The sequence below is a fragment of the Clostridium sp. AM58-1XD genome, assembly GCF_003464085.1.
Lineage (GTDB): Bacteria > Bacillota > Clostridia > Lachnospirales > Lachnospiraceae > Lachnoclostridium_A.
Genome location: NZ_QSDR01000001.1, coordinates 21,101 through 44,238, shown reverse-complemented (window position 1 = coordinate 44,238; position 23,138 = coordinate 21,101). Strand labels below are relative to the sequence as shown.

The following is a 23,138-nucleotide window of genomic DNA, read 5'->3' as shown; positions in this document are numbered from 1 at the left end:
CGGAACTGCTATCGCATTTCTGGTATACTGATATCACATCGGGGAGTATTAAACAGACCGAAACGAAAAGGGGGTTCTATTCATGAAGAAATTTGTATGTACGATCTGCGGCTACGTATACGATGAAGCGGCAGGAATTCCGGACAGAGGTATCAAACCGGGAACAACATGGGAAAATCTGCCGCAGGACTGGTCATGTCCATTATGCGGCGCACCAAAATCAGCGTTCCGAGAAGCAGAACAGGAAAAAAATGTGAAAGAGCCGGAGCATGTAAACCAGAAAGAGGAGATTCAGGAAGACGGCGACCTGAGAGAATTATCTTTTGGGGAACTGAGCGCCATCTGTTCCAATCTTATGAAGGGCTGTGAGAAGCAGTATCTTTCGGAGGAAGCCGGCCTGTTTGCAGAACTGGCTGATTATTTCAAATCCAAAGCTTCTTTGCCGGATGAATTCAGTACATATCTGCTGTCCAGGGCGGTTTCAGAAGATCTGGCCGCGAAATTTCCCGCGGCTGCCGCTGTAGCAGAGGCAGCAGAAGACCGAGGTGCAAAAAGAGCTCTCGTCTGGAGTGAAAAAGTAAGCCGGATGATGGAATCTCTTCTGAACCGGTACCAGCAGGAACAGGATTTCCTGACCGAACATACCAGAATATACGTATGCGATATCTGTGGCTTTATTTACATGGGAGATACGCCTCCCGATATCTGCCCGGTCTGCAAAGTTCCAAATCTGAAAATTACAGAGATAAAAAGGGGGTAATCAAATGTTTGCAGTGAGAAATATCCGATTATGTACGAAAGACTGTCTTTGCCTTTATGTATGTCCTACCGGAGCAACCGATACAGAAACAGGCCAGATCGACGCTTCGAAATGTATCGGGTGCGGGCTCTGTGCCGGCGCATGTCCGTCCGGGGCAATTTCCATGGTGCCTGAGAAATATCCGCCGCAGCAGAAAAAAGCAGAGAATATGGCTACACACCTGAAAAGACTCGCAGCAGGCAAGGTGCAGCAGGAAGCCGCAGCCCGCGCTCTTGCCCGTATAGAAGACCCTGAACTACGCCTGTTTGCACAGGCTCTGGAGAAGTCAAACCGGCTTATGGCGGAAGATTTATATCGTGAGGCCGGATATATGCTTCCTCAGAGTACAAATACCCATAAACTTCTTACATCCATGGTATCTGGCAGCCGGCCCCAGGACTTTCCTAAAGAGGCTGTCAAGCGGCTGCTAAAGCTCCTAAAGACGAATGATTAAAAGGATCATATAACAGAATAACGATTTTTCCAGATAACAAAAAGACGCCTTTGTACGGAATTTCTCATTCTGACTTACGCCAGCACAAAATCCCGTACAAAAGCGTACATGTTTCACTTCTGCACCATCTTCTTTTCCTTTTATTCTCTTTCCCGGACTGTTACGTGTACCATATCGCCAGGCTGTTTTCCTATAGCGGCCCTGATTCGTTTCTGCATCCCCAGGATATGGCAGGGTGTTTTCATTCGTACCAGGCTCCCGTCATATTCCATATCGTCAAAGGAAGCGTGGACCTTTACACGTCCCTTTCCAAATTCTTCCTGTACAGAAAAAGGAATTTCCACATAAGCCCCGTCTATATCAGGAACCTTTTTAATCACTGCGTCAAATTCATAGATTTTCTGGTTCACAGCCGCTCCTTTCCTATGCCATGCCTGCCAGCGCTTTCCCCAGTTGTCTGCACTTTTCTGACGTATCGTCATCAGGAGCTTCCTGGCTGATTACGCCTTCCCCGCCGACAATATTTGCTCCCGCATTCATCATTCTCTCTTCCCATTCACGCATCCACTGGCCGTCTCCCCATCCGTAAGATCCGAACAGTCCTATATTTTTCCCGGCGGCAAATCCTTCCACTTCCGTCACAAAGGGTTCCATTTCCCCTTCTTCCAGAACTTCGTCTCCCATTGCAGGGCAGCCCATGGCAAATACGGAAGCTGCCTTCAGCTGGTCCATGGACACCTTCGAAATATTCACTATCTGTGGCTCCTTTCCTGCTTCCTTTACCCCTTCTCCTACGGCCTCTGCCATGGCCTGTGTATTGCCTGTCTGTGACCAGTATGTGATTATAATATGTTCCATTTTACTTATCCTCCTTATATTCGATCATCCGAATTCTCTTCTTCTGCACATTTCCAGGATCTCCCGTATATTAATTCCCCGCCTCACCATATCCATAACAACCGCCTGGGCTATGTCATACGTTCGAAATGTTCTTATGGCTTCAGCCAGGTTTCCATACACCTTCCAGTATCCTGCACACAGGAAATTCTTTCCCTGATTTTCCATAAAACCGGCTACATCTCCAGCCGGATAACCGAGAAGAAGCCCGATTTCGTGAGGGAAGCAGCAATCCTTATCCATATGATTCGTATATCTTTCACTCACTCGTTCCAGAACTTTATCAAGCTCCATCTTTCTGTAGCCCAGCCGTTCCATCATATCGTTCACATCTTCTCTATTCAGATAATCTTTCATTCTGTCTTTTACATATAAAAGAAAAGTGACTTTTTCCTCTGATTCCCATAGAATATAACAGGAAATGTCCGTCTGTTCAAAAATCCTCAAAATATTCTGTTTCTGCACTGCAGGCACAGTCAGCAGATTCGACATTTTTACAGCTGCCAGCAGCGGTGCACAATGAAAGGCAATACGCGTTTTAATCTCATCAAGATTCATATTTTTCAGGATTTGAAATGCTTCTTCACTCATTCGTTCACTCCTTCCCGGGTTTTTATCCTCATTTTATCTTTCTGTAACAGTATAAGTGAGCTCACATATTTTATACAGAGTTAGTATCAACTAACTCTGTCATATTTTAACAGCTTTTCCTCTTTCATTCAAGCGCTTTTATTCTTTTGATAATAGTTATCAATTATCTTCATTTTAGCTGAAATAAAGGACCGGCTGAAAGTATTATAAAAAGCATTCAACTTTTTGCAACACCCTCAGTCAGTCCCTGATCGCTCTTACTTTTAATAAAAAGCTTTCTTATCAAAATATGAAAACAACTGTATTTTGGAATATCTTGCTGCATTCCTGCTGTGGATATCTGTCAGACGGCTGTATTTTCCTGCGCCAGTATCAATTTTCCTGCCGCATAACTATGATCAGTCATTCGCCATGTATCCCGTCAAAAGCTTCACAACGGTTCTGCCCTGGCTGTCAGACAAGCAGAAGTAATTTCCTCTGCTTACAGCTCTGAACCGTTCATCTTCTGCTAATATTTGTTCTCCATCATCATCGATCGGCATTCCTGCATAATCATAATAGATTATTTCATCTGTCTTTTTGTCAACTATACTTATTGAGGACTCATAATATTCACATGTGATGTCCTTTCCGCCTGCTATAAGCTGATCCATGTCATATATGTATAACTCTCTCTGATTCTCCGGTCCCGTCTCTATCATTATCAGCCGGCCGTATTTCCTGACATTCGTGCTGTCATCAAACGTTCCTCTGTATACGTATTCCTGTCCTCCAATCCCATCACCTACGGTAATTGTATTGTTCTGAAGGCTGTAAAAACAACCGTTTTCCAGATATCCGTTAAATGAGGCGCCGGAATTCGTTTTCAGCGGTATCCCGTTTTCATCGTACAGGCTCACCTGAGTTCCTCTGGTAATCGAAAAGATGCCGTCCCAGAACCAAACGTCTTCTCCCGGAGCATTTAAAAGGCGTTTTTCCTGTGAATCATATGCGAACTGCTGGTTTCCGCAGCGAAGATTCACAATCCTTCCCATCTTATTCCTACTTTCAATATATGGACTTTTCCCCGGCTCGACGCTCATTTGGGCAATTATCTCCTGAGGTATCATATTCATATCCAGAAATATGCTTCCGTCTTCCTGATACAATACCGTACCTGCGCCGTTCATAGAAACAGAGCAGATTGGACCTGCAACCATATAATCGTAAGTTCCATACGGCGTGAAATCGACGGTTCTGACCAGTTTTCCCTCTAAATCATAGATTTCAGACTTGTTTTGTTCCTTGTTCGTTCTCCATATGTAGTGGTCTGTTTCACTGATAGAGATATTTTGGGAATAATCCAGCTTCAATATAGGATTCCAATCCTCATCAAAGTATTCACGCGTATCTCTGCTGTCCGCCCTGCCAAGGCCGTTTCCGATTCTTGTGATGTAGTTGTATTCCGGAGGAAGGATCCACCTGTTTCCCGGCAGATCACGGACTCCATATGCATAGGAATCCGCCGTTTCCTTTTTCACGATAACAGGCTGGTCAATTCGCATAAGAGCTACGGGGTCCGTACGGTTGTCATCCATCGTATAATCCCTGATCAATTTCATGTGCTCCTTATCCCTGTGAATCAGTAGGGTACCTGGTGTCCCAAGAGCATACATTCCGTCTACGGCAATCCTCTCTTCATCTTCCAATTCCATCATCCCATCGAACACTTCGCTTTCCAGAAGGCCCCCTTCTTCCTCTGTTTCTACATCATTCACTGCCACATACCCTAAGCTTTCAATATACGCCTGCCCTGCATCTTCCGTCAGCCATTGGAAGAGACGGTACTCCGCCGAATCCTTTGGACTGTCTTCGCGGACAGCGGCATAAAATTCATTCACGTATGGATATTTCCCTGATTTGATAGTCCTGTTGTCCGGCTCCACCTGATTTACAGCCATAAATCTCAGCCCCGGCACTTCATACATATTTCTGGCATAAAAGTATACGGAATATCCGAGAGCATTCTCGTCATTATTGTAAGAGGCCACGGCGTCCATCAGTTCTCCCATCTCACCTGCTACTCTCGTAGTCGGCGCTTCTGCCATAGCGGTACCTTTCATAACCAGCTTTTCCATCAGATTCTGGCTTCCGGAATCTGACGGCCTCTGAAACGCAGCGATTTCCCTATCCGCTCCGCCAACCTCTGACCAGTTGTCAATTTTGCCCGAATAAATATCCACAATCTGCTGTTCGGTCAATGATTGAACCGGATTTCCCTCGTTTGTCAGAAATACGAGAGCATCTTTTCCAATGGGCTGAATCACCAGTTTTTCATCGCTCTCTTCCATCGTTTTATAGAACTCCTCTGACGGTTCATAAGCGATGACAAGATCCGCCCTATCCCACAGCAGGCTGTAATAAGCATTCGTCGTCTTATAATGCCTAATGTCCCTTTCCGCTTCCTCCTGCGTTGCTCCTGTCACCAGACGATAAAGTCCCTGGGACAGGGGAAGGGTAGCAGTTGAACCATCGACGACAGGATAATCGCTTTTGGACATCTGCGGTACATCTTTGCCGAATGCACCGGCTCCTTTTATTTTCAGGTCGCCCAGTATAAACGGCTCTTCTTCCCATTCCCCGCCTCTCACAGCCTCTTCGTCTCCATCGTCTTTCGCTTCTTTGGCTGCGTCCTCTTTCTCTCTTTCCGCTTCCGAATCTTCTGATTTTGCCGCAGTCAGACCTGTTTCCGTTCCATTATCCCGATTTTCCTTCTGACAGCCTCCCAGCAGTACGGCAGCTGCCAGAATCCATATTATTCCTTTCTTTTTCATACCATCCCTCCATATCGCAGGCCTGAACCGGCTTGCTTTTTCCTGTTATTATCCTTTATTAACAGCCTTCTCAGCTGCGAACTTAAACCAAACTCCCCATGCAGCCAGAAGGATTCCGCAGACAATAATTATTGTCTGTATCTTTACCATGTCTCCCAGAGGACCAAAGCCCAGAATTGCCACTGGCATAACTCCCTGGGAAACAAACTGCAGCAGAGAAAATACACGCCCCATATAATCCATGTCCGTATGCTTTTGGATCACCACTGTCTGCGCCGTAATTAAAAACGGCAGGAATATTCCACAGATACAGTCCAGCATCAGGTACAGCCAGAATTGTCCCGTGAATCCCATCAATGCAAATGTTATGCCAAAGCCGGACAGCGATACGGCAATTGCCGTAATCTTATTATTGAAATCTCCCTTCCATGCGATCATGATTCCGCCTGCAATGGACCCGGCCGTCCAGAACATTTCATTTGCCGTCAGCCTCCATACCTCTTCCCCAAAAGTTCTGGACACCATCAGAGGAGACAGAAACGAGGCCGGCGTGATCAGGATAAACGTAACCGCATAGCAGATCATGAGCACTCTTAAGAAGGGATGACGCCACGTATAGGAAATACCGCCTTTCAATTCCTGCATAACCGTACTTTTTTCCCTGTCCGCCGCCTTTTTTTCCTCCATTTTCATTCGCGACATAATCATGACGGCAGCGGCAGCCGTCGTAACATCCACGAGAAACGTCCATTTGATCCCCATAGTTCCCAGAATCAATCCGCCGACAGCCGGCGAAATCAGCAGCAGAATATTGTTGGCCGTTTGATTGATCCCATTGATTCTGACGAGATGGCTTTCCGGTATGATCTGCGGATAAAGGGCGTTGACCGCCGGAGCCTGAAATCCTCCGCCCATAGAGCGCAGGAAAGAAACCACAATTAAAAATGCCACGCTTTCTTTTCCTGCCTGAAATGCCAGAAATGCTGCCAGCGTTGCAACCGCTGTAAAACTGTCCGATATCATAATAATCCATTTTCTGTCATACCGGTCCGCTACCACTCCGGCCCACAGAGAAACGATCACCTGGGGAAGAAGCGTTGCTATGGTCGCCGCAGTAATCCATATCCCCGACGACGTTTTAAGCGTAATATACCATATAATGGAAAAGCCGACCACAGAGGAACCAAAGATCGAAAGGTTCTGACTGATCAGGAACAGGGCCGCCTGCCTTTTCCAGTTTTTTTGTTCGTTCATTCCGTAATTCTCCTTTATCGTTCTTATTTATCACATATTCGGAGCGTTTTTGCTTTACAGGACACAATTTCCCTTAAAGCAAAAACGCAGGCAATCCCTGCCGGAGATTGTCTGCATACTTAATAAACGAACGGAAATAAACCCAGCGACTGGGCGCACTGACCATGTATTCCATCTATCCGTAAAATAAGTACAACAAGAAATCCCTCCTGCAGGAGTAAGCCGATTTTTTATTGAACAATTATTTTAGAAACGAATAGAATGCCTCATGTTCGTGCAGTACCTCCTTAATTTTTCATTATAATATCCGCTCGGCGGCTACGGGGCCTGCGGCTAATCATAGCGCCCGGATTTCTGCAGAAACGCAGAAACCGGTATGCGCAGGTACAATGCCGCCATGCGGCCATTGTACCATTTTTCTGTCGGTTTATCAATCGGAAAATCTTTGTTATGAAAAGCGTACGGCTGTTCCGTAGGCCATCACTTCTGCAGCTCCCTGTGCCACGGAACTGCTGTTATAGCGCGCCGCCACGATCGCATCCGCGCCAAGTGATTCTGCCTGCTTGATCATTCGGTCTGTTGCCAGTTCCCTGGCCTGTTCCATCATCTCGTTATAGGAAGTCAGTTCCCCGCCTACCAGAGTCTTAAAGCTGTTCATAATGTCTTTTCCGGCATGAACCGTCATGATGCTGGATCCTTTGACGAGCCCGATTATTTCGAATTTATTGTCACCTAAGTTTTCTGTTGTAACAATGATCATTCCTGTTCCTCCTTTGCCTGAAACGGATTTGCTGATAGTTTCAGTATACTGCATTGGAAGAATTTATTTATTACTATTTGTTTAATATTCGCTTGCAGTTTTTTACATTTCCGAGTCCCCGCGGATCACTCCCATATTGTGCAGGGCCGTCTGTTTCATCGGCTTATAGGACAGGGCGCATACGATCAGCGTCAGCACATCTGCCAGAGGCTGCGCCAGACAGAGCCCTGCCGCACCGTACAGACCAGGAAGCAGGAGGATCGCAGGTACATAAAACAGCCCCTGACGGATTGTGGAAAGGAACAGGCCGTACCGGGAAGCCCCTATGGTCTGGAATGTAATCGTCATCATATAACAGAGCCCAAAAGCAGGATACAGGATCACCTGGGAAATCAGAAGCTTCGCACCATACTCGATCACGGTTGGATTCTGGTTAAACAGCATGATCAGTGGTCTGGACAGAAACGTATATGTGCAGCTTACCAATATAGACAGAAGCAGCGTAGTTCTGGATGAAAAATGGGCACTCCTGCTAAACCGTTCTCCATTGCCTGCGCCGAAAGCATAAGCCGCCACCGGCTGATATCCCTGCATGAACCCCATAATTACATAACAGCCGATCAGTATGAGCCGCTGTACCACCCCATATGCAGCGATGATCAGGTCGCCCTCCGGCAGGGCCGCAGCGGCGATATTCGTCAGCGACGTGGCAAGCGCAAGACAGATCTGTATGACCGCAGAAGGAATTCCAATCATAATCACTTCTTTGAACAGCTTTACCGCCGGTTTTATATAACGCCTTCCCAGTTTGATAACCGAGCGCCCGCTTCCATAATACCATACGAGTATGCACAGCGTTACGAACTGAGAAAGTGTCGTAGCCAGGGACGCGCCGCCTACGCCCAATCCCAGGCCCCAGTCGAACATAAATACAGGATCCAGCGCCACGTTCAGCACCGCTCCTGTAATTACTGCTATAGAAGATATTCTGACAGAAGATTCTGCCCTCGCGGCACAGTTCAGGCTTTGAGCCGGAAGATTTGCAAGGGCGGCTATGAACATCCATAATGCATAATCCTTGGCCAGCGGCATCACTTCCTCCGATGCGCCAAAACTGCGAAGCAGCGGTTCCATCAAAAGAAGACCTCCGAAGCACAGAACGGCTCCGATCACTGCAGAAGCCGCCACCACGGTCGATATGGTGATATTTGCTTCTGTTTTCTTCCCTGCTCCTAGCTGTCTTCCAGCCAGAACGGCAGCTCCGGCAGCAAATATATTTTCTATGGATACGAAAATCAGAAGGAGCGGCAAGGTAACGCCTACGGCTGCCAGCGCCGTTTCGCTGTGCAGCATCCCGATATACGCCGTATCCACGATATTATATACCGCTTTCGCCAGCAGAGCCAGCGTAGCAGGAACAGCCAATTTGATAATAGCCTCCGACGGTCTGACATCCGCCAGCAGCGATTCTGCTTTTCTCTCCGTCATAATTGTGCGCCTTCTTTCTCTGCCACACCGTAAAGCATGACGTAAATGGATTTTCTGCAGATTTCTTCATACGTTTCCGGCTCTGTCTGACCATTTTCATCCATCCTGTATCTTGCACTTGCATAATCCTGGTACAGCCGGAACACATCCACAGCCTCCTCTACAGTCATGCCGCCGCGCAGCTTTACTTTCGAAAGCTGCTCCGTAAGAATCGATACATTCCGTCTGTCAAATTCTTCTTTAATCCTGCTGATTTCGCCAAACAGGTGCGCGGGCGGCATGACAACTGCATCGCAGAACACCTTCTGGTACAGAGGATTTTTTTCAAAAAAGCAAAATCTCGTTTCAAAATAATTCTGCAGATTCTTATGAATGCTTTCATCTGAAAACCTTTTTTCGTTCAGCATGGCCGTCAGACTGTCAAAGCACTCTTTCACGCATGCCAGATAGACTTCATCCTTGTCTTTAAAATAATGATACAGGATTCCCTTTGAAATTCCTCCTGCACTGCATATGGTATTAATTGAGCTTAAACCGTAACCTCGTTCTCCAAACTCCTTCATGGCACTCTCCAGAATCTTCTGACGGCTGAGCAGATTTTTTTCCTCACGCTTCATAAACGCCCTCCTCGTAAAATAGACTTACAAGTTTGTTTTTTATAGTTTACCAAAAACAGACCCATAAGTCTATATATTATATATAAAGTTTTTATGAAGTTTTTCTTTTCTGCCGCCATGGTATATGATAGACTAAATGGTAGTGTATGCAGTGGTCCACATACTGCAGAAGGGAGAACTTACCTTTGAAATATACAGAATACATAAGCAATAAAAGCATCCTTGGAATCATTGAACGTGTCTGCAGCTATGTCGATCCCAGGCTCATGGATCACGGTATGCGGGTATCTTACCTGGTCTGGAAAATGCTCGCCCCCCTGGGAACTTACAGCAGGGAAGCGCTTAGAGATATCTGTTTTTTATCGATTCTTCACGATATCGGCGCCTATAAAACAGAAGAAATCAACCGCATGATCGACTTCGAAACGGATCATATATGGGAACATTCCATCTATGGGTATCTGTTTATGCGCTGCTTCTCACCCCTGGAAAGCAGGGCCGGCGTCGTTTTGCTGCATCATATTACATGGGATGTCTTACAGCAGCAGGAAGAAGTCAGCGATGAAATAAAGGAAATTGCCCAGGTTCTCTTTCTTGCGGACCGCATCGACGTCTCTATGGAAGTAGAACAGAACTCATGGGAAAAGACTCTGGAGATCGTACGCGCCGGCAGCGGAACGCGTTTTTCTCCTGCTGCCGTCGCTCTGGCAGAAACGTTGACCATCACGCTTCCCCTCGAAGAAGCGGCTATGGCAGATACGCAGTATTACCACACGCTCTCCGATTATCTGCTGACCCATGCCCAGATCACGGACTACCTGAAAATGATCATATTCTCCATCGATTTTCGCAGCCGCCATACAGTCACCCATACCGTAACCACCACTTCCATCAGCGCAGAGATCGCAGGCCATATGGGTTTGGACGAAGATATCTGCAATCAGATCGTCTGCGGCGCCCTTCTCCACGATATCGGAAAAATCGGTATTCCTGTGGAGATACTGGAATATCCCGCCGTCTCAGCCCTCAGGCTATGACTGTTATGAGAACACATGTGGATATCTGTGAAAAAATTTTCGGTGGTGAAATCGAAGAAACCATAGAGCGTATTGCATTGCGCCATCATGAAAAGATGAATGGTTCGGGTTATCCGAAAGGACTATGTGCGGCTGATCTGACCATTCCGGAACGGATCGTTGCGGTCGCTGACATCATAAGCGCCCTGGCTGGAACGAGAAGCTATAAGGAGGCTTACGGCAAAGACCGCATCATCTCAATTCTGACAGACATGATCCGGAATAATCTCATCGACGCTGACATCACGGGAACTGCCATATCCCACTATGACGAAATCATGGAGATTACCCGCATCCGCTGCAGTCCTCTGATCTCCATTTATCATGGAATACAGGACGAATATCAGGCGCTCATGCAGGCTTCTTCTGCCAGCCAAAGGATACGCATGGCCTGGGAACGAAGTTTTTCTCAGCCGGATTTCATGCCTGCAGAAGGTTCATCACCCACCGTCCTTCATCGATAAAGAAGAGGAGCCTTACTTCTCTCTGAATCCCCTGGTGCCTCAGGACACATCCGTATTCTACGGAAGGGATGCCGGAATAATTCTTTTTTTCACTGTAGGTGATCTGAAAATCACGGACAGTCCGGATGATCCCTTCCTCATCTTCAAATTTTATCATAAGCGGCATACACCTGCCGCCGGATGTATACCAGCATTCACATGCAATATTAATCTGCTTTCCCCGCAGGATTCCCGCGCTGCTCTGTCCACAGTTTGTACCGATTCCGAAGGCCATGACTGCCGCTCCTTTCCTTTCATCTTTCTTTTCATCATCTTTCTTCACATTATCTTTCTTTTCGTCAGTCTTTTATTCAATCTTCAGACGACTGTAATCAACGTTCCGTTTTTCCCTGGAAATCCCTCCCTCCATATGATCCAGGGGGCTTCCCGCAAATACCGCCCGTTTCAGGCAGTCATTGCCGAATCTGCCCCTGATTCTGTCCACCGTACCATCCATCTGCTCCAGCCTTTCATAATCATTTTCGTCGAACAATTCCATTTGCCTCGGCGTATCCTGATCTCTCATCCGGCTTGTATGAATCCCCAGATGACGGATCGGCGTTCCATCCCACAGCTCGTCAAAAAGGCAGCAGGCGGTCTGATGAATCTCGTTTGTAATATTGGTAGCGTTTCCAAGGACTTTCTGATGAGAGGAATAGCCCAGGTCGAAAGTCCTGATTCCCACAGATATTACTTCTGCCTTTACCCCATCCTGACGAAGCCTTGTTCCAACCGTCTCGGCCAGGGCAAGAAGTACGAGTTTTGCCGTTCTTTCGTCTTCCACATCAAATGCAACCGTCGTACTGTTGCCGTAGCCCTTGTTTGGCGGCGCTTCCGTCTGTACCAGCGATACGTCCATGCCGTTGACAAAATTCCAGATCACTTCTCCGTGAGACTTCAGATGCTGCCTTAAAATCTGAGGTTCGGTAACGGCCAGATCACCAATCGTCCTGATCCCCATGGAAAACAGCTTTTTTGTCGTCGCTCTGCCGACAAAAAACAGCTCTGAAACAGGCAGCGGCCACATCTTCTGTTTCATTTCTTCCGGAAACAGAGTGTGAACCATATCCGGTTTTTTGAAGTCAGAAGCCATCTTAGCCAGCAGCTTATTGCTGGAAACTCCTATGTTCACCGTAAATCCCAGCTCCTGTTTCACCTGCTCTCTTATTCTATTGGCAGCGGCCTCCGGCTCTCCCCACAGTTCTTTCGTTCCTGTCATGTCAATAAATGCCTCGTCAATGCTGTACTGTTCCACATCAGGGCTGTATCTCTTAAAAATTTCCATCATCGCATTGGAAGCAGCTTCATACAATCCGTAATTCGGCGGCGCCGTCACCAGATCCGGACATTTCTGGAATGCTTCCCAGACGGCCTGTCCCGTCTTGATCCCGTACCGTTTGGCCGGTATGGACTTGGCCAGAATAATCCCATGGCGCTTCGACATATCGCCTGCAACGGCGGATGGAATTTCTCTCAGGTCCAGCTTTCCTCCCAGATTTTTAAGACGGTGCACCGCCTCCCAGCTCAGAAAAGCAGAATTAACATCCACATGAAATATCACTCGTTCCAAACATTTGTTCACCTCCTGATACTCTCATGGTACCAGAACATACGTTTTGTTTCAAGTGGAGGTTATTACCATTTTTTCATTCAACAAAAGGGTGTTGCAAAAAGGGAAAAAGCATTGCCATCGATACCAGATGTAATGACTTGGCCACTGCCTGGAACGAAATCTGGTGTCGATGGCATGTCTGATTTTACTTTTGCAACACCCTCTATTTCTCTAAAACAGCGTCTGCTGTTCGTACTCCGCCCGTTTTTTCAGAAGAACCGGCGTCTGACCAAGGATTTTTTCCGTGGCGGAATCATTCAGCACCCATTCCTTCAGTTCATTCTCCTCCAGAACCAGCGGCATCCGGTCATGGGTTCCGATCATAGACTGGTTTGCCTTCGTCGTCAGAATGACAAATCGGTCCTCTTCTTCAAACCGGCTGTAAAATCCCGCCATGTAGATCACCGGACGGTCATGGCGAAGAAATGTTATCTTCTCTTTGTTTCTGTTCCATTCATAGAACCAGGCCGCCGGAATCACCGCGCGGCGACGACGTATTCCATCGGAGAAAAGGCGCTTCTCCAGAACCGTTTCTGATCTGGCGTTGAATATCACGCCCTTTCCCTGAAAACCAGGGAATCCCCATCGCTGCCACGACAGCTTCAAACTGTCTAATCCTCCAGTCAAAACGGGAGCTGTATCCGAAGGGTGGATATCGTATCCGAGCCGTTCTTTTTTCAGTTTATTGTCCACCGTCTGAATAAGCTTTTCAATCTCTTTTGCCGTTTCATCATCTACATAATATCTGCCGCACATAATGGCACCTGCCTCCTGATTCTCTCTTTCTTCCGCCGTTTTCTTTTGCCTCGTTTTAGCGTACCGGCGTATAATCGATTTCCGACTCCTTTTGTGTAGCCTTTATCTTAAAAATAACCGGCCTCAGCCCGTCGTTACAACTGCATATTGCCACCCCCGGGACTCTGATCCAGTCTCCGTAGTAGAACAGCTCTTCCTCGCCAGGTTTATCTATGCTACATTATACACGAACCGTAAAGAAATATTTATCAGAATCCCGCCCTTTTATCGAAATAATTCAGTTTCCAGACTGCAAAAGAGATCAGTACAACGGCTGTTCCCGATACTGTCAGGAGTTTCTGAATGCGGATCACATCGGCCAGGGGGCCAAATACGGCCATTCCAAAGGGCAGCGCACAGGAAGAGGCAATCTGCATGAAGCTGAAAACTCTGCCCTGCATGCCGGAGGGGACCTCCTCCTGAACGGTTACGGTAAGAGGCGCGTTATAGCACGGAGACGTAATTCCAATCATGGTATTACACAGCAGATAGATGAGAAATATGGGAGCTGTTCCCAGTCCAATCATCAGCCCTCCGTAGGCGGCGCCTGCCGTCATCGTAGTGTTCAGTTTCTTTTTAAATCCTCCCCACGCCGCAATCAATATTCCTCCCAAAACCATTCCCAGGCTGTAGGTCATCTCGCTTGCCGTCAGCCTCCATACCTCCTGTCCGAACGTTCTGCTTACCATAAGCGGCGTCAGAAAGGCGGATGGACTGATCAGAAAAAGGACGGTCAGCTGAAACAGAAGCAGCCGCCTGACCAGACTGTTTTCTCTGAGATAGGAAAATCCACGTTTCATCTCCTGGAATCCGGAGGTTTCCCCATTTTCCTTCTTCTCATAAGGGGCCACATAAACGGTGGACGTTAGCCCTACTCCGATCACTGCAGTAATCACATCGATCAATAGAGTCGCCTCCAGAGAAGCCGCTGTTAAGACAGCTCCGCTTAAAGCAGGAGCAATGAACATCATGATGGAAGACAGGGTGCTGTGAATGCCGTTGACTCTCATGAAGTGTTCCGAAGGAACAATCTGAGGAATGACCGCATGGACTGCAGGCGTCTGAATTCCTGTCCCCGCAGACCGTACCGCCAGCACTGCAAATAAAAGCAGATTGCTTTTATGGCCTGTGAAAAATGCGGCGGCCAGCAGCAGCGTGGAAACGGCGATTACAGAGTCGGAAATCATGATCATCTTCCTGCGGTCGTACCGGTCAATCCACACGCCTGCGAACAGCGAGATCAGAATCTGCGGCAGAAATCCGCACAATGTAGAAATTGTCAGCATCTTTCCCGACGATGTCGTAAGGGTAATATACCAGATAATGGCGTACTGAACAATGGATGATCCCAGCAGCGAAATCGTCTGGGCAGATAAAAAACGTATCATGGAACGTTTCCAGTCGGACCCTCTCGTATTTAACTCTTTCATATTAATTCCTTTCAAAAATAAAGCTTTTATATCATAAAAGTACTTCCTGTGATGCAAAAAGGCTGCGAGCGAAACACCGCTCACAGCCCAATCCAAGTCGGAAAAATTCTTCTGTTCATCGGAAAATTGGTACACAAACCGGACATACGAAAGCGTATGTATCCAGATACGAATACCTATTTTCCGATGAAATCAAAAGCATTTACGCTCCCAGTTTAAGCTCCGTACAATGTTTCATCGGTACCATCTGCACAGAGCTGATTCGTCTTTTCAATTCATCTATTATTATCCGCTTCATAGTCGTCTTCCCCTATCAGCTTTTTATCATATCATAGATGTCCGCCGCAGTCAATCAGCTGCCTCGCTCAACATCTTACTGTTGTTCCTGTATTCTGTGGGTGTGCAGCCAACCGCGCTGCGGAAAACCTTTCCAAAATAGCTGCTGCTTCCAAGGCCGCAGGAATGGCAGACTGCCGTAAGCGGCTCATCTGTCTCAGCAAGCATGGTACATGCCCTTTGAAGGCGGTAATTCTTCAGACATTCCAGAGGCGTCGTATGAAGATATTCCTGGAACAGGCGAAAGCATGCTCTCTGGCTGATATGGGCTGCTTCTGCGATCTGGGCGACCGTAATTTTCTCCGCATACTGTTCGTAAATAAAGGCAAGCATAATTTTTACCAAATCCCCGGCAGAGGCGGAAGGCGCAGCTGCCGTAAGCGCGTCTGCAGAAATATCCAGCAGTCCGCACCATATTTGCGACAGCATGGACCGCAGCTTCATCTCATAATTTTTCTCCCCATCCGACAGGCAGAATGATTCCTTCAGCAATTCCACCAGTGCCTCATGTCCCTGCTTCTCCGGAAAGAATCCGATGATCTCCAGCTGGGCGGCGGTAACAACAGGAACAATGTAGTTCTGTTCGATCCGTCCCCCCTGGACACCGCTGATTAAAGAGACATCAAATATATGATTGAACTGAATAATATCGCCGCTTTTTTCCGCAGGCTTCGTCATATGGAGAACATTGGAATTGACAAATCCGCCGGAACCGGCCGGAAAGACCAGCTTTCCTCCAGGCGTATAGTATTCCAGTTCCCCATTCTGAATATAAAACAATTCAACCGCCTTATGCCAGTGCCACGGCACATGCCCGCCGATATATTTATTGACCCGGGCACAGGAGGAAATATACGGAAAAGCGGACGTAAAGCCGGGAAGCACCTCTTCCTTGCTCCCTGTTTTAAATTCGATGCTCTGAACATCCCTCAACGCTTCCTGCCCCCTCCCGCCTGCTCCATAGATTCATCATGAAAATTTCGTTTTCCACAAAAACAAATGATGATTTATTATAGCAGAAGCAGACGGCCATCGTCAATAGACGGTCATCTGCCTCATTTTCTCCGTATTATCCAGAAGCATCGCTTCCATTGTCTATTTCATAACCGCCTTATGGAATACTTTCTTCCCCTTTCGTATCCTGATTCCCTCTCTCAAGGCAGAAACAGGCACCATCTCTTCAACTGACCCGACCTTCTCTTCTCCCGCCGTAATTCCGCCCTGCTGGATCAGGCGTCTCGCTTCGCTTCTGCTGGACGCGAGCCTGCAGAGAATGAGCAGATCCACGATATTCACCCCCTCTTCCGATATCTGGTCTCCCGTCAGTTCGGTCGAAGGCATGCTGGAATCATCTCCCGCTCCTGCAAACAGGGCGTATGAAGCTGTCTTCGCCTTTGCCGCCTCATCCTCTCCGTGTACCAGCGCCGTAAGTTCATATGCCAGAATTTCTTTCTTCTCATTAATGCGGCTGTCATCCCATTGTTCCATCTCTTCGATCTGCTCTAATGGCAGGAAGGTCAGCATGCGGATACATTTCATTACGTCCGGATCTCCGATATTTCTCCAATACTGGTAAAATTCGAACGGCGATGTCTTCTCAGGGTCCAGCCAGACGGCTCCGTTTGCCGTTTTTCCCATCTTGTTACCCTCGCTGTTCATCAGCAGCGTAATCGTCATGGCATATGCATTTTCCCCTGTTTTCCGCCGGATCAGATCCGTGCCTGCCAGCATATTGCTCCACTGGTCGTCACCGCCGAACTGCATGTTGCAGCCATAGTGATCATGGAGGTATAAAAAGTCATAAGACTGCATGATCATATAGTTGAACTCAAAAAAGCTCAGCCCCTTTTCCATTCTCTGCCTGTAGCATTCTGCCCGGAGCATGTTGTTGACGGAAAAGCATGCGCCTACATCTCTCAGCAGGTCGATGTAATTCAGCTGCAACAGCCAGTCGGCATTATTGACCATAATGGCTTTATCTTCCCCGAATTCGATAAACCGTTCCATCTGCTTTTTAAAGCAGTTGCAATTGTGCTGAATTGTCTCCGGCGTCATCATGGACCGCATGTCGGTCCGTCCGGAAGGATCCCCTATAAACCCTGTGCCTCCTCCCAAAAGCACTACCGGCTTATTGCCTGCCATCTGCAGCCGCTTCATCAGACACAATGCCATAAAATGGCCGACATGAAGAGAATCTGCCGTAGGGTCAAATCCGATGTAAAACCGGGCGCCTCCATGATTAATCAGTTCCTTAATTTCCGGTTCATCCGTGACCTGGGCAATTAACCCGCGGGCCTGCAGTTCTTCATAAATACTCATTTTAATTTCCTCCTTTGATAGAATGAACAAGACTTCGCTAAAGCGAACTCTCGCGCCGAGCGCAGTACCCGATAAAGCGGGGCACGCTGTTCATAGCGGAGCGCTTTTTACTTTCCAGGAATCAAGCGCTTTACAAGAACAAGGTCCTTCCTGGAAAGTAAAAAATCCCCTGTCCCAAAAGGACAGAGGACGAAATCGTAATTTCCGTGGTACCACCTCTGGTTCGGATACTCCTCACAGAATACCCCTTATCGTGTGCTGACGCACACATACGCGTTATCGGGCGCACCCGTCTTGCCCTACTGTGCGGATGCAGTTCAGGAAGCAGCTCGGGAAGGTATTCAGAACAGATCCGCATGCATCCTCACACCGGCCGGATGCTCTCTGACAAGGGACTTCTGCCTTACTTGGTTCCGTCAAAGCCTTCTTATTACATCACACATTTTATCAGATGGTTCCATCTAATGGAAGTCACAGAATGCCTCATGTGTGCCATTCTGAAGTCTCTGATTCGAACCAATCCCGCTTTCCTGATTCTTTATTCCAGATAGGCCAGCACTTCCCGGGGCAGCGTCCGTTTAATCAGATCTGCCAGCACTTCCTTTTCTTCCTTCATTCCGCAGATCAGCCACCGGATCACCATGTCCGTGCCGCCTCTGGCCGCAATTTCAATGGCAAATTTCATCTCTTTCGACCGGATATCGGCGCCCTTTGCAATTAAATACGTTTCATACGTCTTCCTGGTTACGTCGATGTCGTAATTTCTGAGACCATTCACATCACGGCTGGAATAAGCGTTCCTGAGAACGGCCGCTTTCTGCTCACAGATGGCAAGATACTTCAAAAAAGCAGTTTCCCAGTCGGCGCCTTCCGTAATCTGCCCGAAGCTCCCTTCAAAGAACTGGGAAAAGAACCAGCTTGCCAGATCATATTTATCCTGAAAATGACGGTAAAATGTCCTGCGGGACAGACCGGCTTTCAAAACGATTTCACTCACCTGGATATCGTCCAGGTTCTTTCCTTTCAATAGTTCTTCCAGCGCCTGGGCAAACTTCCGTTTTGCTGAATTCTCCACAGTACTTGCGCCATTTGCCCTTACAGCCATTCTCCTGTCCCCTTTCCTGTCCGTCTATCTAAAAATTTACAGTATAAGCTCCCGTTCAGCTTTCTTTTTTCGACTTTATCCAATCGTGCATGACATCCAGAAGTCTGTTGATTTCCAGAGGCTTTGCCACATGTTCGTTCATTCCGGCCTGTTTTGCCTGATAAGCATCATCTGCAAACGCATTGGCTGTAAGCGCTATAATCGGAATTTCCGCCGCATCTGGCCGTCCTCCCCCTTCCCCCAGTCTCCTGATTGCCCTTGCCGCGCCATAACCGTCCAGCACCGGCATCTGAATGTCCATCAGAATGATCTGATATGTTCCCGGAGGATCCGAAGTGAATCGCTCCACGGTTTCCTGTCCATTCGATGTGCACACGGTCTGAATTCCGGAAAGGGAAAGCAGTTCTACCACGATCTCCTGATTGAGAAGATTGTCCTCTGCCAGCAAAACCCGTGTTCCAGGATCAAACGAGGCCTGTACCTTCGGAACCCCGGAAGCTGTTCCCGCCTGGTCCGTTCCATCTCCCTGCACCAGTTTCAGATACAGGGTCGCCGTGAACACCGTTCCGCAGTTCAGCCTGCTTTCCACCTGTATCGTTCCATTCATCATCTGGACGAGGCTGCGGGTAATCGCCAGTCCGAGTCCGGTTCCCTGTACCTGGCTGACGCGGGAATCCTCCGCCCGTTCAAACGGAAGAAACAGTTTCTCTAAAAATTCCGGCGCCATGCCTATGCCATCGTCTTCTACCGCAAATTCAAAGCAGCCCACTCCTGTTTCACTGGAAAGTTTCTCTTCCAGCCTGACAGAAATATGGCCTTCGTCCCGTGTGTATTTCACGGCGTTTGACAGCAGGTTGAGCAGAATCTGTTTTACACGGACATCATCCCCATGTACGGCATCGTGTTCGAGATCCTTGACATTGACGGAAAAATGCTGGTGTTTTCGTTCCATATCCGGTTTAATAATCTGAGCCGTCTCCTTCAAAATGTCGTTCAGGCGGAATTCGTTCTCATTCAGGCTCACATTTCCTGATTCAATCTTAGACATATCCAGCACTTCATTGATCAGTCCAAGAAGATGGCTGCCTGAAAGGTTTATCTTGGACAGACAGTCCGCAATCTTTTCATCATTTCCAATATTTTTTTCTGCAATGGCCGTCATTCCCAGGATCGCGTTCATCGGGGTACGGATATCATGGCTCATCTTAGAAAGGAAATCGGACTTTGCCTGACTGGCGCGGTTTAATGACGCATACGCCTCTTCCAAAGCGACCTTCGCCCTTTTTTCTTCTTCATAATATTCCAGTTCCCTCTGTTTTTCTGCGCTGATATTTCGGAAAGCGATGATGACCGTTTTCGGGCTGCCGCCGTTTGACGCCACCGGATGCGCTTCCATACGCAGCCACAGAGAAGGCTGGCTATTTCTGAACTCCACCTCTATATGTTCATTTTTTCCTGTCAGTTCTCTGAGCAGCCGGCCTCTGTCGCAGATATCCGCGACCTTTTTTTTATCTGAAGAATCAATGTCTCTCAGAATATGGCTGCACAGGTCTAAAGAATAGCTTCCGGTCCGCGGCAGGCCAGTCCCCTTATAGGCTTCCGGCATACGCACTGCATAATAGCTGTCCTGCTGCAAATCTACATAAAAAATGCTGACATAAACGCCATTGATCGCCTGCAACGCCGACTGGCTCATGTAAAGGCGCTCACTGTTTTCCGACAGTTTTGATTTCATGCTGTGAATATTGTGAAGTGCGCCTACGACACGGCTTAGCTTCCCTCTTCTATAATCATCCTGCTGTCCGCCCTGTACCAGATGTATTCGTCCTGCGCTCCGTTCGGGACAGTACAGCGGACTTCAAATACCTCTGTTCGTCCGTTGCAGATATTATCAATTACCGTAGGCACATCGTCCGGATGGACGATCCTGTCTGTCCGCAGTACGCTGGAATAATTCTTAATTTCATTGCGGATTACTCCCCGCCCTTCCCTCGGTTCATAGCTGATAAAGCAGTCTGAGTCTATCAGGTATTCGAACATAACGGAAGAACTGGCTTCCATCGCCACGCGATACATATCCTGTTCCCGGCTCAGCCGTCTCTGAAGGGCTTTACGCTGGGTGATATCCACGATTGTGCGCTGCATGACGGCCTCTCCATCGGAAGTCAGTCCGACAATCATGCTGGTTCCTTCCATCCAGTGTTCGGAACCATCCTTCCACCGCACTTTGTATTCCCCATCTCTCCTGTCGCCAATCCTTTTCAGCTCTTGGTACGTTTCCTGCAGCTTGATTCGATCTTCTTCCGCCACAGCTCCCAGCATGCCCTCCTGCCAGTCGCTGCACCCTTCTTCCATGTTTTCATATCCCATAAGCAGCAGCACTGCCTTATTCAGCGAGATCAGGCGGTAGCTTCCGTCACTGCACCGCAGAAAACGAATAATTCCACACGGCACCGTATCATAAATACTCGTGAGAAGCTCTGTCTGTTCTCTCAGCCGCTGTGCGTCTTCTTCCGCCCGGGTAACATCCAGGTAAAGACTGTTTACCATCCACTGGCCCTCTGCATTCAAAGCCTTTTTTCCACTGTCAATGACCCATTTCAGGCTCCCGTCCTTACAGCGGACACGGTACCGCGTTGAATATACAAGGCCCCCGTCCCGGAACGCTTCTTCACAGTCGGCCAGTGCTTTCGGCAGATCCGGCGGATACACGTTTCCGACCGCCGTCCCTCCGGTAGCTTCCATAAATTCTTCCACCGTATAGCCGAACAGGGCGGCCGCTTCCCTGCTGACAAATGCAAAAGAATACTGATCATCATCATTGCTGATTTTAAGGCCTCCGGCAATCGATGACATGATCACTTCCAGCTGCCTGTTCTGCTGTTTCGTCTCCTCTTCCAGGAGCGCCAGGCGCTCCTGGACGTAATTGTAAGACTGCCTGCCGATTTTATCCGGAAAATGTTCTCCAGCCATCATCTCCTGGTATGGATTGGAACAGTGGATATGGGCGCATTTCACCCCTTCGTCCGTATCCTGAAATACGAAAGTCACCCTCTGATGAACTTTCAGATACATCTCGGAACTGGGGTCCGTCGCAATCCACATCCGTCCCATAACCACATATATCCCCTCGGACGGACATATCACATCATATTGTTCGTCCCAGATATTACACTTTGGTATTGCCCCCTTTAAATTCAGAAACTGGTTTACACACGCAGCCCTCCCTGTCAGGCACTCTTCCTCTCCCGTCCCAAGCCAGGAAAACTGCGGCGAAAACATGCCCGTAATCCATTCTATATCATGTTCACAATAGTGCTTATGCATAATGAGGCTGGCAAGCTTTTCACCTCTTCCAAATGCTGTTTATCCTTTGTATCTGTATTCGTTCCCACGCCGTATTTACCTGCTTTCCCCATTCGTTAGATTTAAAATGAAAGACCGTTATTTCATCAGTCCCGTATTCTGGCCCCTTTCCTTCAGAAGTGATTTCAGATATTCTGCCGCTGCATCCAGCAGCTCTTCCTCCAGCTCCCATGGAATTTCCAGCTTCCCCTTCTGAAAAATTTCCTGTTTCATTTCATTTTCACTTCTTTCCCTGTCTGCAACGTCTGCATTTCCCGCATAGTCTGTATCTCCCTGTATCAAGCTCAAATCCTCCAGCCAAAGACAGATTCCCTTCTTTTGAACCTTTTCCTCCGCCCATCTGAGCAGTTTTTCTTTCACTTCTTCTCTCTCCATGATGGAAATAATACTCTTTTCCACTCCGTCAGGTGCCATATTCACAAAGGCGTTTGCCGCCAGATTGACGCTGCCTTCCGCAATATGCCTGAATATACTGCCGCCCAGCTTTTCCGCCAGCCTGCCTGCCGCATCGCCGATCTTCTGATGAACCAGTTCACTCTGCATAAGGCCGTTGTAATCCACTTTTACATCCTGCAGACAGAGCAGAAGCCTCTCCTCCTCGTCCTGTATCATGGAGATATCTCCAATCTTAAAGTTCCTTCCCAATTCGTCCTTTTCCAGAAAACGGTTTGTCAAAACGGCAAGCTCCTGCCCATAGAACATGACGAGGCGGCACAGAAGCTCGCTTTTTCTCCTTTGAGGAAGCAGCTCCAGAATACCCAAAACGGCCGTTATTGAGTCCTCTCCCATTTTCTTTTGAAAACGGACCAGCAGATTCGTCGTCTCCATTTTTGCACACTTGTTAAGGACAGCCGGAAACAGACTGGAAAAGCTCTGTTCATAATCAATTTCACTGATTTTAATTTCGCCGTGAATCATCTGTA

At 47.9% G+C, this 23,138-nt stretch carries 22 protein-coding genes, 1 pseudogene and 1 other annotated feature; of the genes and pseudogenes, 4 read left to right on the top strand and 19 right to left on the bottom strand.

The window, feature by feature from the left end; genetic code table 11:
* Positions 1–82 precede the first annotated feature (82 nt).
* Positions 83–760, top strand: a complete 678-nt coding sequence (locus DXA13_RS00210; protein WP_118241174.1) for a rubredoxin — start codon at positions 83–85, stop codon at positions 758–760.
* A gap of 4 nt (positions 761–764) precedes the next feature.
* On the top strand, positions 765–1,253 hold the full coding sequence (locus DXA13_RS00205) for a 4Fe-4S binding protein (protein ID WP_118241173.1): 489 nt from the start codon (positions 765–767) through the stop codon (positions 1,251–1,253).
* A 140-nt stretch (positions 1,254–1,393) separates the two neighbouring features.
* Here DXA13_RS00205 and DXA13_RS00200 read toward each other — a convergent pair whose 3' ends face one another.
* From DXA13_RS00200 to DXA13_RS00165, 8 genes are all read right to left on the bottom strand, one after another.
* Positions 1,394–1,663 carry a DUF1905 domain-containing protein gene (locus tag DXA13_RS00200; protein WP_118241172.1) on the bottom strand — a complete coding sequence of 90 codons (270 nt, stop codon included), beginning with the start codon at positions 1,661–1,663 and terminating at the stop codon, positions 1,394–1,396.
* A gap of 13 nt (positions 1,664–1,676) precedes the next feature.
* Positions 1,677–2,111, bottom strand: coding sequence for a flavodoxin (locus DXA13_RS00195; protein WP_118241171.1), 435 nt, complete (start codon positions 2,109–2,111; stop codon positions 1,677–1,679).
* Between the two features lie 24 nt (positions 2,112–2,135).
* The gene (locus DXA13_RS00190) at positions 2,136–2,741 is read right to left on the bottom strand and encodes a DUF3793 family protein (protein ID WP_118241170.1); all 606 of its coding nucleotides are present in this window, start codon (positions 2,739–2,741) and stop codon (positions 2,136–2,138) included.
* A 398-nt stretch (positions 2,742–3,139) separates the two neighbouring features.
* Positions 3,140–5,554, bottom strand: coding sequence for a substrate-binding domain-containing protein (locus DXA13_RS00185; RefSeq protein WP_118241169.1), 2,415 nt, complete (start codon positions 5,552–5,554; stop codon positions 3,140–3,142).
* Positions 5,555–5,602: 48 nt separating this feature from the next.
* Positions 5,603–6,808 carry an MFS transporter gene (locus tag DXA13_RS00180; RefSeq protein ID WP_118241168.1) on the bottom strand — a complete coding sequence of 402 codons (1,206 nt, stop codon included), beginning with the start codon at positions 6,806–6,808 and terminating at the stop codon, positions 5,603–5,605.
* Positions 6,809–7,256: 448 nt separating this feature from the next.
* The gene (locus DXA13_RS00175) at positions 7,257–7,568 is read right to left on the bottom strand and encodes a YbjQ family protein (RefSeq protein WP_118241167.1); all 312 of its coding nucleotides are present in this window, start codon (positions 7,566–7,568) and stop codon (positions 7,257–7,259) included.
* A gap of 102 nt (positions 7,569–7,670) precedes the next feature.
* Entirely contained in the window at positions 7,671–9,056 is a 1,386-nt protein-coding gene (locus DXA13_RS00170; RefSeq protein WP_118241166.1) for an MATE family efflux transporter, read from the bottom strand.
* On the bottom strand, positions 9,053–9,673 hold the full coding sequence (locus tag DXA13_RS00165; protein WP_118241165.1) for a TetR/AcrR family transcriptional regulator: 621 nt from the start codon (positions 9,671–9,673) through the stop codon (positions 9,053–9,055). Before DXA13_RS00165 ends, DXA13_RS00170 begins: the two co-directional genes overlap by 4 nt.
* 185 nt (positions 9,674–9,858) lie before the next feature.
* On the opposite strand from DXA13_RS00165, the gene DXA13_RS21340 reads away from it, so the two are divergent.
* Together DXA13_RS21340 and DXA13_RS21335 are read left to right on the top strand one after the other, a co-directional pair.
* Positions 9,859–10,710, top strand: coding sequence for an HD domain-containing protein (locus DXA13_RS21340; RefSeq protein WP_243008889.1), 852 nt, complete (start codon positions 9,859–9,861; stop codon positions 10,708–10,710).
* Positions 10,711–10,715: 5 nt separating this feature from the next.
* Positions 10,716–11,213 carry an HD domain-containing phosphohydrolase gene (locus DXA13_RS21335; protein WP_243008888.1) on the top strand — a complete coding sequence of 166 codons (498 nt, stop codon included), beginning with the start codon at positions 10,716–10,718 and terminating at the stop codon, positions 11,211–11,213.
* Here the strand turns inward: DXA13_RS21335 and DXA13_RS00155 are convergent.
* The 11 genes and pseudogenes from DXA13_RS00155 to DXA13_RS00110 form a co-directional block, all read right to left on the bottom strand.
* Positions 11,170–11,535: a hypothetical protein gene (locus DXA13_RS00155; protein WP_118241164.1), complete on the bottom strand. Its 366-nt coding sequence runs from the start codon at positions 11,533–11,535 to the stop codon at positions 11,170–11,172. The two genes, DXA13_RS21335 and DXA13_RS00155, sit on opposite strands and share 44 nt — an antisense overlap.
* Positions 11,536–11,559: 24 nt before the next feature.
* Positions 11,560–12,813: a DNA polymerase IV gene (locus DXA13_RS00150; RefSeq protein ID WP_347559633.1), complete on the bottom strand. Its 1,254-nt coding sequence runs from the start codon at positions 12,811–12,813 to the stop codon at positions 11,560–11,562.
* A gap of 222 nt (positions 12,814–13,035) precedes the next feature.
* Positions 13,036–13,620, bottom strand: coding sequence for an SOS response-associated peptidase family protein (locus DXA13_RS00145; protein ID WP_118241162.1), 585 nt, complete (start codon positions 13,618–13,620; stop codon positions 13,036–13,038).
* Positions 13,621–13,675: 55 nt separating this feature from the next.
* Positions 13,676–13,816, bottom strand: a pseudogene (locus tag DXA13_RS00140) (TIGR04076 family protein); the annotation flags it as partial.
* A gap of 52 nt (positions 13,817–13,868) precedes the next feature.
* On the bottom strand, positions 13,869–15,089 hold the full coding sequence (locus tag DXA13_RS00135) for an MFS transporter (RefSeq protein ID WP_118241293.1): 1,221 nt from the start codon (positions 15,087–15,089) through the stop codon (positions 13,869–13,871).
* 348 nt (positions 15,090–15,437) lie between these two features.
* Positions 15,438–16,358, bottom strand: coding sequence for an AraC family transcriptional regulator (locus DXA13_RS00130; protein ID WP_118241161.1), 921 nt, complete (start codon positions 16,356–16,358; stop codon positions 15,438–15,440).
* A gap of 162 nt (positions 16,359–16,520) precedes the next feature.
* Complete coding sequence (gene tyrS, locus DXA13_RS00125) at positions 16,521–17,744, bottom strand: tyrosine--tRNA ligase (RefSeq protein ID WP_118241160.1); 1,224 nt, start codon at positions 17,742–17,744, stop codon at positions 16,521–16,523.
* Positions 17,745–17,926: 182 nt separating this feature from the next.
* Positions 17,927–18,173, bottom strand: a binding site (T-box leader).
* A gap of 109 nt (positions 18,174–18,282) precedes the next feature.
* Complete coding sequence (locus DXA13_RS00120; RefSeq protein ID WP_118241159.1) at positions 18,283–18,849, bottom strand: TetR/AcrR family transcriptional regulator C-terminal domain-containing protein; 567 nt, start codon at positions 18,847–18,849, stop codon at positions 18,283–18,285.
* A 55-nt stretch (positions 18,850–18,904) separates the two neighbouring features.
* Positions 18,905–20,584 (bottom strand): ATP-binding protein, encoded by a 1,680-nt coding sequence (locus DXA13_RS21330; protein WP_243008887.1) that lies wholly within the window; start codon positions 20,582–20,584, stop codon positions 18,905–18,907.
* Positions 20,585–20,619: 35 nt separating this feature from the next.
* Positions 20,620–22,176 carry a PAS domain-containing protein gene (locus DXA13_RS21325; RefSeq protein WP_243008886.1) on the bottom strand — a complete coding sequence of 519 codons (1,557 nt, stop codon included), beginning with the start codon at positions 22,174–22,176 and terminating at the stop codon, positions 20,620–20,622.
* Positions 22,177–22,293: 117 nt separating this feature from the next.
* On the bottom strand, positions 22,294–23,133 hold the full coding sequence (locus DXA13_RS00110; RefSeq protein ID WP_147347969.1) for a hypothetical protein: 840 nt from the start codon (positions 23,131–23,133) through the stop codon (positions 22,294–22,296).
* Between the last annotated feature and the right edge of the window lie 5 nt (positions 23,134–23,138).